Source organism: Pseudomonas sp. Sample_16 (genome assembly GCF_004307665.1).
Classification (GTDB): Bacteria; Pseudomonadota; Gammaproteobacteria; order Pseudomonadales; family Pseudomonadaceae; genus Aquipseudomonas.
In genome coordinates this window covers 1-13,396 of the sequence record NZ_RCOB01000023.1, presented here as the reverse complement: position 1 = coordinate 13,396, position 13,396 = coordinate 1, and the positions used below count along the sequence as shown (strand labels likewise).

The following is a 13,396-nucleotide window of genomic DNA, read 5'->3' as shown; positions in this document are numbered from 1 at the left end:
TCAAGATTAAATTCCGAAACCCCAATTGCGAAAGCAGTTGGGGTTTTGTTTTGTCTGGAGAAAAGCACCGTAGGACCAAAAAAGGGATGTCTCCGATGGGGCATCCCTTTTTTGTGCCGCATCGTTAATGAGCCTTCAAGGGAACGCTATCACTGGCCGATAACCTTAAGGTCAAGCGATCTTCACTTCTCACTCTTTCATTGTATTTGCAGTTCAAGAGAAAACGCTTGATAGGTTGTGGCTACTGGCTATCATCTGCGCGCCATGAGGGTCGTGCAGTTGATCTTCTTTGTGTGTTTGTCTTTCGGCTTTTCTTCTTAATCTGCCTGGAAATCTTCGATGCTGTCGTATCACCAAAAGAGTTTTCTGATCGTCGATGATTTCTCGGATTTCCGCAGTTCCGTCAGGTCCATGTTGCGGGAGTTGGGTGTCAAGGATGTGGACACAGCGGACACTGGCGAACAGGCGCTGAAAATGTGTTCGCAGAAATCCTACGATTTCATCTTGCAGGATTTTCATCTGGGCGATGGCAAGAAGAATGGTCAGCAAGTGCTCGAAGACTTGATGATCGAGAAGCTGATCAGCCATGAAAGCGTGTTCGTCATGGTCACCGCCGAGACCAGTCAGGCCATGGTACTCAGCGCGTTGGAACACGAACCCGATGCTTACCTGACCAAGCCCTTCAACCGTTCCGGCCTGGCCCAACGCCTGGAGCGCCTTGAGCAGCGCAAGACGTTACTCAAGCCCATTCTTCAGGCGCTCGACCGTGGTAAACCGGTTGAAGTGCTTAACGCTTGCATCGCCCTGTGCAAGCAGGACATTCGCTATTCGCCGTTATGTCTGCGTTACCGCGCCGATGCGCTGCGTGACCTCAATCAGAATGAGGCGCTGGAGCGGCTCTACGACAGCATCATCGCGGACCGACCTTTGCCTTGGGCGTTCGCCGGGCTTGGCAAGTTGCTGTTCAAGCGTGGTCAGGTAGCACAGGCCAAAGGTGTCTACGAAAAAGCATTGAAAGTGTTTCCGATGATGCCGGCACTTTATGATGGCATGGCCGATGTATTGGTCGCCGAAGGCGACACCAGGGCTGCCCAGAAAGTACTGGAAGAAGCCATCCGCCTCTCGCCTTTGGCCGTCCGCCGCCAAGCGCAGTTAGGCAAGCTGGCCATGACCAACGAAGATTTTGATACGGCCTCCAAAGCCTATCGCCAGGCTGTTGCTCAGGGTGCGCAGTCCCGCTTCAAGGATGCGGAAAGTAACCTCGGGCTGGCCCATGCCTTGATCAGCAAAGGTAGCGAAAAAGGTCTGGATACTCGTACCCGACTGGAAATCAACACAACGCTAAGTGCCGTGGCCAAGGAGAACCCGTCCGACCCAGGCCTGCAAATCCGTGCACGGCTGATGAAGGCGACCAGTCTGTTACTCAATGATGCCGAAACCGCGGAAAAGCTCACGGAGCAGGCGATGATGCGCCTTGATGGCATGGAGCAATTCATGAGTGCCGAGGCGGCGTTGCTGGTTGCCAAGCAATTGCAAATGCTCGGTCAAGCCAGCGCAGGGGCGTCGATGTTGAAAAACTGCGCAGAGATCTACGGTGACGACCCGACGGTCATGAAGGGCATCGCCAAGCTGACCGATGACCCGACAATTCTCAATTCCGGTAACGCGGCTGCCGACCTTAATCGCCAGGGCGTACGCGTGTACAAGACTGGCAATCTGGTGGAAGCCCGTGAGGTGTTTCGTAAGGCCCTGGCGCTGCAGCCGAAGAACATCAGTATCGCGCTGAACCTGGCACAGGCGCTGCTGCATGGCACTGATACCGCTGTGGCGTCGGCCGAACTCGAAGAATGTCGCACTTGCCTGAAGATGGTTGGATTGATGCCCGACTCCGACGCTCGTTATCCGCGATATCAGAAGCTCAAAAGCAAGGCGTTTGGCGAATGAACGACAACTCGCAATCCCTCGATTTCTCTACCGTGATCGCGTCCACCGTGCACGACATGAAAAACTCGTTGGCCATGTTGATGCAGGCCCACAGTCAATGGCTGGCGGGATTGCCAGAGCCGACGCGGCATACACCGGAACAAGGGGTGATCGAGTTCGAGTTCGCTCACCTCAACGGTATGCTCGTGCAACTGCTGGGCTTGTACAAGCTGGGCGTCAACCAGATGCCATTGCAACCGGCCTACCACGAACTGGATGACTTCATCGAAGCGCAGCTGGCGTGTCATCAGGATGTGTTCGTCAGTCGTGGTATCGCCGCGACGTTTGAAGTCGATCCCCTGAGCCCATTGGGTTTCTTCGACCGTGAATTGATCGCTTCAGTACTGGCCAATGCGATCAACAATGCCATTCGTTATGCGCGTCATGCGGTTCTGGTCAGTGTCAGCGACGAGGCGGGGCAACTGGTACTGACGGTCAACGACGATGGTGACGGTTATCCTGAAGAGATGATTGAACGTCAGGCGGATTACGTACAGGGCATCAATCAGAGCAGTGGCAGTACGGGCCTTGGATTGTATTTCGCCGGCCGGATTGCGGCTTTGCATCAGCGCAATGGTGTCGGCGGGCGTACCGAAATCGGCAACGGCGGCCCATTGGGTGGCGGTGTGTTCAGTATTTATTTGCCCTGATTTTTTCTGCCGCAAAGCTTTTTGTTGGGCGTTGCTTGATATTCCGAACACGTGAAGCCTATTTTGTACGGGTCGCCGTTCGCGGCTCGCACAATAACAAGGATTGCGTCATGACAACCGATGGCCTGGCCTCACTCGCGCAGCGATTGACGGGCATTGACGAGATTGAATGTGTTACGCCGGATCTGAATGGCGTACCGCGGGGCAAAGTGATGACCGCGGACGGTTTCCTCGAGGGGCGGCGTCTGCAGTTGGCGCGGGGCGTACTGTTGCAATGCATCATGGGCGGATATCCGCCAGCACGATTTTATGGCAGCGATGACGGTGACCTTGCGCTCGTTCCAGATGCGAGGCAGATCCACCGTTTACCCTGGAGCAAGCAGCCGCGTGCGTTGGCCATCTGTGATGCGGATGAGCTGACCGGGGAAAGCTCCAACCTGTCGACTCGCGGTCAACTCAAGGCTGTTATCGCGCGTTACTCCGAGCTTGGCCTGGCGCCGGTGGTGGCGACCGAACTCGAATTCTTTGTCTTCGCCCCCAACCCCGACCCTGGGCAGCCGTTCCAACCGCCGGTGGGCCTGGATGGTCGTCGCGAAGACGGTCATTCGGCATTCAGTGTGAGTTCCAACAGCGGCTTGCGGCCGTTTTTCAACGAGGTGTATGAGTGCATGGCGGCGCTGGGGTTGCCGCGCGATACGTTCATGCATGAGATGGGTGTCAGCCAGTTCGAGATCAACCTGCTGCACGGTGATCCGCTGTTGTTGGCGGACCAGACTTTCCTGTTCAAGCATCTGCTCAAGGAAGTTGCGCTCAAGCACCATCTGACGGTGGTCTGCATGGCCAAACCTCTGGCGCATACCCCTGGCAGTTCGATGCATATTCACCAGAGCATTGTCGAAATCGACACCGGGCGGAACGTGTTCAGTGATGACGCCGGGCAACCGACGGCGATCTTCCGGCAATTCATTGCCGGGCAACAAGCGGGCATGGCGGATTTCACAGCGTTGTTTGCACCGAACGTCAACTCGTACCAGCGCTTGTGCCATCCTTTTGCATCGCCGAACAATGCTTGCTGGTCCCATGACAACCGGGCAGCGGGTTTGCGCATTCCGGCCAGTTCACCTGCTGCTCGTCGGGTTGAAAACCGCTTGCCCGGAGCTGACGCCAACCCTTATCTGGCGATTGCCGCCAGCCTTGCAGCGGGCTTGCATGGCATTGAACACAAACTCGAGCCGAGCGAGCCGATCCAGGGTGAATTCGAAGTACCGGATAATCTTTCATTGCCGTGTACCTTGCATGCAGCTCTCGAACGTCTGAAGCGTAGTCACTTGGCGAAGGAACTGTTCGGCAAGGAGTTCATCGAAGGCTACATCGCTTCGAAGACCATGGAGTTGACCAGCTTCTTTGATGAAATTACTCCCTGGGAGCGCCGTGTGCTGGCCGCCCAGGCCTGACGTATCGCTGCTGCCGGGCTGTCGTTCTGACCGCCCGGTATTTACTGCAAGGAGCCGCTCGGAACGCCGATGCGCCAAATCTGGAAATCCTTTCGAGCGCTGTATTTCGCCTCGCTGATGATGTTGATCGGCTCAGGCCTGTTGAGTACTTACCTGGCATTGCGCCTGGCTGCCGATCATGTCGACAGCCTTTGGGTCGGTGCGCTGATGGCTGCCAACTATTTCGGCCTGGTGCTGGGCGGCAAGATCGGCCATCGGCTGATTGCCCGGGTCGGACATATTCGAGCCTATTCAGCCTGTGCCGGGATCGTCGGTGCGGCGGTGCTGGGCCATGGTCTGGTCAACTGGCTGCCTGCGTGGCTGTTCCTGCGGGTGATCGTCGGCCTGGGCATGATGTGTCAGTACATGGTGATTGAAAGCTGGCTCAACGAGCAGGCCGAAGCCAAGCAGCGCGGGCTGGTGTTCAGCGGCTACATGATCGCCTCTTACCTTGGGTTGGTGCTCGGTCAGCTGATTCTGGTCATGCACCCGGGGCTCGGGCTTGAGCTGCTGATGCTGGTAGCGTTGTGCTTCACATTGTGTCTTGTGCCGGTGGCTCTGACGCGACGCATTCACCCTGCGCCTTTGCATCCTGCACCGATGGAACCCCGGTTCTTTATCAAACGCGTGCCGCAATCCTTGAGTACGGTACTGGGGGCGGGCTTGATCGTAGGTTCGTTCTACGGTCTGGCCCCGTTGTATGCCTCGCAGCAAGGGTTGTCCACCGAGCAGGTGGGTCTGTTCATGGGTAGCTGCATTTTTGCCGGGTTGTTGGTGCAATGGCCGTTGGGCTGGTTATCCGATCGCTATGACCGGGCGCTGTTGATCCGCAGTTTCGCGTTTTGTCTGGCACTGGCTGCTCTGCCACTGGCGATTTTGCCGCAGGTACCGCTGGAGATTCTGTTTGTCGCCGGTTTTGTCTGTTCGCTGGTGCAGTTCTGCTTGTACCCATTGGCAGTCGCGTTCTCCAATGACCACGTCGAAGGTGATCGCCGGGTGTCCCTGACGGCGATGTTGCTCGTGACCTACGGTGTTGGCGCGAGTATCGGACCCCTGGTTGCAGGCGTGCTGATGAAGCTGTTCGGCAGCCAAATGCTTTATGCATTTTTCAGTTTCTTTGCGCTGGTGCTGGTGTGGCGTATTCGTCCGAAAGCGGTCACCAATTTGCATCAAGTGGAAGATGCGCCGCTGCATCACGTGGCAATGCCGGACAACATGACAAGTTCACCGCTGGTGGCCTGCCTCGATCCGCGTGTTGATGAGCAAGTCGTGCAGGATCAAATGCAGAATCCGATTCCGTCCGAGCCGACGACCGAATCGGTGACACCGGCCGATGCCCCGCCAGAAGATCCGGATGAGGGCAGGGAACAGAGTTTCACTGAAGCCAGGCCTTAACATTCAGCCAAAAAAAACGGGCAGTCACCGCAAGGGGCTGCCCGTTTTTTTATGGGTGTGTCCTGTCAGAAATCGTCTTTGTCGAAGCGCCGTGCTTCGCGTTGCAGCTGATAGACAAAGCGCTCGACTTGCCGTTGCACCAGCCCGCTCATGTTATGGAAGCGTACGCCGGCGAAGGTCGTGGAGATTCTTTCTTCGAAGTGCAGGTAGCGCAGTTCGACCGGCGCAGTCATCTTGCCGAAGGGCAGGGCAGCCGAGAAGCGGTCATAGACCTGGCCCAGTTGCAGGCTCTCTGTGATGTCTCCGTCAAAGCGCAGCTTGCAGCCGGTGGCGGAAATGTCCAGCAGCTTGCCGTTGATGGCCGCCTTGAGTTTTTCACCGTCCAGGTCGACGTTGACCAGTTGTGCCAGCTTCAATGCCGCGCGAAAGGCATTGCGACGCTGGTGGTAGACCACTTCATCAGGCAGAGTGCCGCGGTAGCAACGACCGCCACCGGATTCGTCGATGGTCAGCGGGCCATTGCTTTCCCAGGCGATGCGCACGCCGTCGTGAAAGCCTTCAACCTTGAAGGGTTCGCCAGCCAGCAGAAAGCGTTCGCCGTCACGGGGAATCATTTCGTCCAGGGCAATCATGTTGCTTTCACGGTCGATGTCCACCAGATAGCTCTGGAAGCGCTGGCTGCGCTCATGGAACGTGATGATCAGCGGGTCATGACTTTCTTGCAGTTGGCGCAGGTTGCCGGAGATTTCCAGGGGCGTGCTGAGCACCTTGGGTGGCTGCGGAGCATCTTCCGCATTTAAGGCATTGGACACGGTTAATCAATCTCCAGACAAATTTTGACTACGGCTAGCCAGCATTTTGCCAGCATGTTTCGCGTCTTGATAGAGCGCGCTCATCGACAGGTCAAGCCTGACTGAGCGGACGCGGTTTCACAAGCTTGGAAAATGTTCCGCTGGCATCGTAGAGCGCTGGAGGTTCGCCGCCGGTAAGGATTTTCAGCTGGGTGGCCGTGGCAACCTGCTGGACGACGATCGACTGACCGTTGTTGGCATTGGCGGCCTGGCATTGGGATAGAAGATCGGTGAGGACATCGCTTTGAGAAAGCAATGCTTCGCCAACGCTGGACTGGCTGGCCAATTGCTCAAGGCCGCTACGGTTGGTTGGCAAATTGAGACTGGCGAGAATTTCGCTGCGCTTGCGGCCATGCTGTTCCAGCAGAATGATCAATGCCTGCTTCTGCGCCAGGATGCCTTCAAGCAGGACCATGTCGCGACCATGCAAGGCAAGGGATTCAGTGCGCAGTAACTCCAGCAATTGTTGCGCTGGAGCAAAATCGTCGGTGATCAGTTGCAGTAAATTAGTGTCGTGCATGGCTGGCCTTGGGTTTTAAGCGTCCAAAAGCCTCGCGCCGGCCCGTGGCCTAGCGCTGGGCTTCGAAGTTGAGCAGTTTGCTGGCTACACGGTTGCTGTCGACTTTGTAGCTGCCATCGGCAATCGCTGCTTTCAACTCGGCCACCCGGGCTTTGTCGACAGCGGGCTGATCGCGCAGCGTATCAGTGACCTTTTGCAACTGTTGAGCCTCATTGCTGAGATGTACCGATTCCCCGCTCGTGACGGTGCTGGCCTGTTCGGCCGGGGTATTCAGCGGCGCGGATTTGCCGGCATCGGCGGTTTCCTTGGCAACGCTGGTACGTGTACTGCCCGTGAGTGACGAGGAGCTGTTCAAACGGCTGAAATCGATGACCATGATAAAAAACCTCTGGGAATTTGGACGCTTGCCATGTTTTCGGCCATACCCCGAAAAACTTTAGGCTCATTTGAAAAATGAGCTTGCGCGCGCCAGCGCTTGCCCCGCACAGGACACAGTTTAGGGAACGGCCCCGCTTAGCGCCACAGGCAGACCGCCTACATGGACACCTCGACCTGCCCCGGCGCGATGACTTGCGCCTTGATCACTCGATTGGAATTGAGGTTCTTCACCCTGATTTGTTCGCTCAAGCCACCGTTGGCCAGTGCTTCACCGGGCATGCGCACGCTGAGCGTACCACTGCGGGCGGTAATCACCACCTGATCGCCTTTGCGAATGACTTCTGCCTGTTCGATGTGCACGAGGCTGATGACCTGGTCATTGACCATTGGTCGGGTCAGTCTCTGCCCGATGGCCTGATCCACGGAGGTCAAATAGCCCTGGGTGAGCAGGCTGACATCGCGCTCTCGCAGCGTGATGTCAGCGGGTTCGACAATACCGGCGCGGCGCAGGGGCCGAGTGGTTGTCACAACGTCGCGAAACAGGCGGACTTGAGCGGGTACGAACACTGTCCACGGGGATGAACCCTCGCAGCGAACCTTTACCGTTACCCGACCCAACGGCTTGGCCGGACTCTCCAGCGTGGCTGTCAATTCCTTGTCACACATCGGCATGCGCAGGCGTGGGTCGAGTTGGTTGACCTGGATCTCGTAGCGACCTTCGGTTTGACTGGTTGCCAGATAGTCCTCTACGGTGAACTCAAGAAAGCCCTGAGTGACGCCGATAAGCATGTCAGGCAAGGTAACTGCGTCAGCAAGGGCAGGGCTGCCAGCGTGGCACAGGCAAGCAGCCGCCAACACACCGAGCCATTGGCGGAGCGGTGTGGTCAGGCGTCGGAAAAATGTCGGTTCTGTGTTCATGGAAAGATAAAAAGCAAGCGCCGTGCCGTTTAGAGATGAATGTGCGTCGCAACAACACTTAGCGTTGGTGTAGGAGTCTGGGCATGGCTGGTGTAATGGATTCGGTGAACCAGCGCACGCAACTGGTGGGGCAGAATCGCCTTGAGCTGTTGTTGTTCCGTCTCGACGGCCAGCAGCTTTACGGGATCAACGTGTTCAAGGTTCGGGAGGTGCTGCAATGCCCCCAACTGACGCTGATGCCTAAATCCAGTCCTGTCGTGTGCGGTGTGGCAAATATTCGGGGGGCGACCATTCCGATCCTCGATCTGGCAATGGCGACCGGCTCCGGTGCTTTGAAGGACAAGAACAATCCCTTCGTGATCATCACGGAGTACAACACCAAGACCCAGGGCTTCCTGGTGCGATCGGTGGAACGCATCGTCAACATGAACTGGGAGGAGATTCATCCGCCACCCAAGGGAACGGGGCGCGATCACTACCTGACAGCCGTGACGCGGGTCGACAATCAGTTGGTGGAAATCATCGACGTCGAAAAAGTGCTGGCGGAAGTGGCACCGACACCGGAAGCGATTTCGGTCGGCGTGGTGGATGTGGAGACCCAGCACAAGGCGCTTTCATTGCGCGTGCTGACGGTCGATGACTCGTCGGTGGCACGCAAGCAGGTGACGCGTTGCCTGCAGACGGTGGGCGTGGAAGTGGTGGCGTTGAACGACGGTCGGCAAGCGCTTGATTACCTGCGCAAGCTGGCCGACGAGGGGAAGAAGCCGGAAGAAGAGTTCCTGATGATGATTTCCGACATCGAGATGCCGGAGATGGACGGGTACACGCTGACGGCCGAGATACGCAACGACCCTCGCATGCAAAAGCTTCATATCATCCTGCATACTTCGTTGTCGGGTGTGTTCAATCAGGCGATGGTCAAGAAAGTCGGTGCCGATGACTTTCTGGCCAAGTTCCGTCCTGATGACCTGGCATCCCGGGTAGTTGACCGGATCAAAGCAGCAGACATTAGCTAGGGGCGTTCGGCCCCCGGCAGTCAACACGATTTAAGAGGCGGCAGCATTGTCTACGGGTAATTTGGATTTCGAACAGTTCCGGGTATTCCTGGAAAAAGCCTGTGGCATTTTGCTCGGTGAAAACAAGCAGTACCTGGTCTCGAGCCGTCTCAACAAACTGATGGAGCAGCAGGGCATCAAGTCGTTGGGTGAGCTTGTTCAGCGCATGCAGACCCAGCCGCGCAGCGGTTTGCGCGAACAGGTTGTGGACGCCATGACCACCAACGAAACCCTGTGGTTTCGTGACACCTATCCGTTTGAGGTGTTGAAGAACAAGGTGCTGCCCGAGGCGATCAAGGCCAGTCCGGGCCAGCGTCTGCGGATCTGGTCGGCAGCCTGTTCGTCGGGGCAGGAACCGTATTCGCTGTCGATGTCCATCGACGAGTTCGAGCGGGTCAATATGGGCCAATTGAGGATGGGCGTGCAGATTGTTGCTACCGATCTGTCCGGCACCATGCTCAACAACTGCAAGACCGGCGAGTACGACAGCCTGGCCATTGGTCGCGGTCTCTCACCTGAGCGGCTGCAGCGATACTTCGACCCGAAAGGGCCGGGACGCTGGGTGATCAAGGCGCCGATCAAGAGCCGGGTTGAATTTCGCTCGTTCAACCTGCTGGACAGCTACGCAAGCCTGGGCAAGTTCGACATCGTGTTTTGCCGCAACGTGTTGATCTACTTCTCTGCTGAAGTGAAGAAGGACATCCTGTTGCGCATTCACAGTACGTTGAAGCCGGGCGGCTATCTGTTCCTCGGCGCTTCCGAGGCGCTGAACGGATTGCCGGATCATTACCAGATGGTCCAGTGCAGCCCGGGGATCATTTACCAGGCGAAATGATGCGAAGCAGCAGACTTAAAAACGGGAGTCCTCAGGGGCTCCCTTTTTTATGCCTGCCGTTTTCCATTACCCAGGGAGCGTGTTGCGTGGTGCAAGCGGCAGAAAAGCGGCATTCAGCGGAAACCGGTTGCCGCTTTTCTGGCATTGCCGCTTTGCCACTGCGCGCAAAGCCCCGGTTTACGGGCTTTTTTGAATTGGCATGACGCTTGCTATGTCCATCCTACGAAAAATCAGGTCACCCGAAGGTTTCCCGACATGAGCATCAGCTTCGATAAAGCGCTCGGCATTCATGAAAAGGCTTTGGGCTTCCGCGCGCAGCGTGCCGAAGTCCTGGCCAACAACATCGCCAACGCCGACACCCCGAACTACAAGGCGCGGGATCTGGAATTCTCGAAAGTGCTCGAGGCTCAGAACGATAAAGCCAAGAACGGCACATTCGCCTTGAACATGACCAACAGCCGACACATCGAAGCCGAAGGCCTGGGCAATGGCGACGAGTCGCTGATGTACCGCACGCCGATGCAACCTTCGATCGACCAGAACACCGTGGACGCCCAACTGGAACAGTCGAACTACGCGGAAAACTCCGTCAACTTCCAGGCCAGCTTCACCCTGCTCAACAGCAAATTCAAAGGGCTGGTGTCAGCCCTGCGCGGAGAATAAGCCATGTCTCTATCCAGTGTTTTCAACATTGCCGGTAGCGGCATGAGTGCCCAGACCACTCGCTTGAACACCGTCGCTTCGAACATCGCCAACGCCGAAACGGTTTCATCGAGCATCGACCAGACCTACCGTGCGCGTCATCCGGTGTTCGCCACCATGTTCCAGGGCGGCCAGAGCGGCGGCAGCGATTCGCTGTTCCAGAACCAGGACGCCGCGGGTCAAGGCGTTCAGGTGCTGGGCGTGGTCGAAGACCAGAGCAACCTCGAGGCGCGCTACGAGCCGAATCATCCGGCCGCCGACGCCAAGGGTTACGTCTACTACCCGAACGTCAACGTGGTGGAAGAAATGGCCGACATGATTTCCGCTAGCCGTTCGTTCCAGACCAACGCTGAAATGATGAACACCGCCAAAACCATGATGCAGAAAGTCCTGACCCTCGGTCAGTGATAAGGGGCGACTCAGATGAGTGTTTCCGATTCCACCGGTGGTTTGTCACTCAACGACATCCTGGCCAACTCCTCGATCAAGACCAACAAGGACACTGATGCCCTGGCGTCGGCGGCCAATAGTGCCACCGGTAAAAAGGCCCTGGGCAAGGATGCGTTCCTGCAACTGCTGGTGACTCAGCTGAAAAACCAGAACCCGCTGGAGCCGCAGGGCAATGGCGAGTTCGTTGCACAACTGGCGCAGTTCAGCAGCCTGGAAGGCATCACCACACTCAACGATACCGTGAGCGGCATTGCCGGCACTTTCGGTTCGTCCCAGGCATTGCAGGCGTCCTCCCTGGTCGGCCGTTCGGTCATCGCGCCGGGCGACAAGGCGGTGGTCGACACCACCAAAGGCATGACCGGTTCGGTCGTCCTGCCGCAGTCGGTGGCGCAAGCCGAGGTGAAGGTTACCGACAAGGACGGCAAAGTCATTCGCACCATTACCTTGGCTGACCAGAACGCGGGCAATGCCAGCTTCACCTGGGATGGCAAGGATGATGCCGGCAACGTGGCGCCAGCGGGTACCTACACCTTCGGTGCGACAACCACCATCGATGATCAGAGCGTTGCGCTGATCACCAACCTGCCGGCGACCGTCAACAGCGTGACCATCAGCCAGACCGGCGGTGAGTTGATGCTCAATCTGGCCGGGCTGGGCAGTGTCGCCCTGTCCAAAGTGCAAACCATTGGTATATAGAGCCGACTAACCCGGCACAAAGGAGTGGAACATGTCTTTTAACATCGGCCTTAGCGGTCTCTATGCCGCCAACAAACAACTGGACGTGACCGGCAACAACATCGCCAACGTTGCCACCGTCGGCTTCAAATCGTCCCGTGCGGAATTCGAAGATGTGTACTCCGCCACCCGGCTGGGTACAGGCACCAAGACCACCGGCAGCGGTGTGCGCCTGGCCAACGTCTCCCAGCAGTTCACCCAGGGTGACATCAACAACACCGGCAACGTGCTGGACATGGGCATCAACGGCTCGGGCTTCTTTGTGCTCAACGACAACGGCTCGCTGTCCTACACCCGTGCCGGTACGTTCAAGGTCGACAAGGAAGGCTACGTCACCAACACCGACGGCACTGCCCGCCTGCAAGGTTATGGCGTGGACGCCAACGGCAAGATCATCAATGGCGTGCTGACTGACCTGCGCATCGACACATCGAACCTGGCGCCGAAAACTACCACCACCGTTTCGTCGACGATCAACCTGGACTCCAAGTCCGATGTGATCGACACGGTGGCCAATCCGTTTGACCCGAGCAAGCCGGGAACCGCTTTCAACAAGCAGTTCAGCACCCAGATTTTCGATACGCAGGGCAACAAGCACCAGATGGACCAATACATGGTCAAGACGGGGCCCAACACCTGGGACGTCTATACCTTGATCGATGGTCGTAACCCCAATGGCAGCGATCCAATGAGCGCCGCTTCGCGTCCGGTCCCTTCGACCATGGCGTTTGACACGAGTGGCAAGCTGGTTTCGGTCACCACGCCGGGCACACCTCCCGTCGTCAGCCCTGATCTGAAAATCACCGGCTGGATTCCGGGCAAAGTCACCAATGGCGTTTGGGCAGCCAACGGCGCAGCCTCTGACCCAGCGGGTGTGACGGTCACCATGACCAATACCACGCAATTCAATGCCGACAGCGCTCGCTCCATTCCTGCGCAAAATGGTTACGCCACTGGCCAGATCACCAACCTGACCATCGACGGCAGCGGTGTCATGCTGGCCAACTTCAGCAACTACCAGACCAAGCCGATCGGTCAACTGGCTTTGGCCAGCTTCACCAATGAGCAAGGCCTGCAGCCAGTGGGCGGTACCAGCTGGAAGGAAACTTTCGCCTCGGGTCAGCCAGGCTACGACGCGCCGCAGACCGGCAGCCTGGGGGAAATTCATTCCAACTCCCTGGAAGAGTCGAACGTCAACGTGACCAACGAACTGGTCGAACTGATCAAGGCGCAGAGTAACTACCAGGCGAACGCCAAGACCATCTCGACCCAGAGCACTATCATGCAGACCATCATTCAGATGACTTGATGTTGGTTGAGTTGTAACGCTGTACGAAGAGCCCCTCGCAAGAGGGGCTTTTTTGTGGATGTCGCAGACCTGTAGATACTCTGTTCACGGTCAAGCTTTCGCGAGATGTTTTTCGCTAAAAA

At 57.2% G+C, this 13,396-nt stretch carries 14 protein-coding genes; 10 read left to right on the top strand and 4 right to left on the bottom strand.

Features of this window, described 5'->3' with window-relative positions; genetic code table 11:
* The first annotated feature begins 339 nt into the window (after positions 1-339).
* From D8U69_RS03010 to D8U69_RS02995, 4 genes are all read left to right on the top strand, one after another.
* The gene (locus D8U69_RS03010; protein WP_056853161.1) at positions 340-1,944 is read left to right on the top strand and encodes a tetratricopeptide repeat-containing response regulator; all 1,605 of its coding nucleotides are present in this window, start codon (positions 340-342) and stop codon (positions 1,942-1,944) included.
* Positions 1,941-2,633 carry a HAMP domain-containing sensor histidine kinase gene (locus D8U69_RS03005; protein WP_130906658.1) on the top strand — a complete coding sequence of 231 codons (693 nt, stop codon included), beginning with the start codon at positions 1,941-1,943 and terminating at the stop codon, positions 2,631-2,633. Before D8U69_RS03010 ends, D8U69_RS03005 begins: the two co-directional genes overlap by 4 nt.
* Positions 2,634-2,845: 212 nt before the next feature.
* Positions 2,846-4,087, top strand: coding sequence for a glutamine synthetase family protein (locus tag D8U69_RS03000; RefSeq protein ID WP_177434371.1), 1,242 nt, complete (start codon positions 2,846-2,848; stop codon positions 4,085-4,087).
* 69 nt (positions 4,088-4,156) lie between these two features.
* Complete coding sequence (locus D8U69_RS02995) at positions 4,157-5,521, top strand: MFS transporter (RefSeq protein ID WP_056853158.1); 1,365 nt, start codon at positions 4,157-4,159, stop codon at positions 5,519-5,521.
* Between the two features lie 65 nt (positions 5,522-5,586).
* Here the strand turns inward: D8U69_RS02995 and D8U69_RS02990 are convergent, their stop codons facing one another.
* The 4 genes from D8U69_RS02990 to flgA all read right to left on the bottom strand — a co-directional run bounded on the left by D8U69_RS02990 (position 5,587) and on the right by flgA (position 8,188).
* Entirely contained in the window at positions 5,587-6,333 is a 747-nt protein-coding gene (locus tag D8U69_RS02990; protein ID WP_056853157.1) for a flagellar brake protein, read from the bottom strand.
* 91 nt (positions 6,334-6,424) lie between these two features.
* A complete protein-coding gene (locus D8U69_RS02985; protein WP_056853156.1) occupies positions 6,425-6,892 on the bottom strand; it encodes a flagellar protein FlgN in 468 nt (155 codons plus the stop codon).
* 49 nt (positions 6,893-6,941) lie between these two features.
* Positions 6,942-7,268, bottom strand: coding sequence for a flagellar biosynthesis anti-sigma factor FlgM (gene flgM, locus D8U69_RS02980; RefSeq protein ID WP_056853155.1), 327 nt, complete (start codon positions 7,266-7,268; stop codon positions 6,942-6,944).
* Positions 7,269-7,426: 158 nt separating this feature from the next.
* Entirely contained in the window at positions 7,427-8,188 is a 762-nt protein-coding gene (gene flgA, locus D8U69_RS02975) for a flagellar basal body P-ring formation chaperone FlgA (RefSeq protein ID WP_056853154.1), read from the bottom strand.
* An 83-nt stretch (positions 8,189-8,271) separates the two neighbouring features.
* Between flgA and D8U69_RS02970 the strand changes: the two genes are divergently transcribed.
* From D8U69_RS02970 to flgE, 6 genes are all read left to right on the top strand, one after another.
* Positions 8,272-9,204: a chemotaxis protein CheV gene (locus D8U69_RS02970; protein ID WP_056853153.1), complete on the top strand. Its 933-nt coding sequence runs from the start codon at positions 8,272-8,274 to the stop codon at positions 9,202-9,204.
* Positions 9,205-9,250: 46 nt separating this feature from the next.
* Complete coding sequence (gene cheR, locus D8U69_RS02965; RefSeq protein WP_056853152.1) at positions 9,251-10,078, top strand: protein-glutamate O-methyltransferase CheR; 828 nt, start codon at positions 9,251-9,253, stop codon at positions 10,076-10,078.
* Between the two features lie 255 nt (positions 10,079-10,333).
* A complete protein-coding gene (flgB, locus tag D8U69_RS02960) occupies positions 10,334-10,741 on the top strand; it encodes a flagellar basal body rod protein FlgB (protein ID WP_056853151.1) in 408 nt (135 codons plus the stop codon).
* Positions 10,742-10,744: 3 nt separating this feature from the next.
* Positions 10,745-11,188, top strand: a complete 444-nt coding sequence (gene flgC / locus D8U69_RS02955; RefSeq protein ID WP_007937507.1) for a flagellar basal body rod protein FlgC — start codon at positions 10,745-10,747, stop codon at positions 11,186-11,188.
* A gap of 15 nt (positions 11,189-11,203) precedes the next feature.
* A complete protein-coding gene (gene flgD / locus D8U69_RS02950) occupies positions 11,204-11,926 on the top strand; it encodes a flagellar hook assembly protein FlgD (RefSeq protein WP_056853150.1) in 723 nt (240 codons plus the stop codon).
* 31 nt (positions 11,927-11,957) lie between these two features.
* The gene (flgE, locus tag D8U69_RS02945) at positions 11,958-13,274 is read left to right on the top strand and encodes a flagellar hook protein FlgE (RefSeq protein WP_130906350.1); all 1,317 of its coding nucleotides are present in this window, start codon (positions 11,958-11,960) and stop codon (positions 13,272-13,274) included.
* Positions 13,275-13,396: the final 122 nt, after the last annotated feature.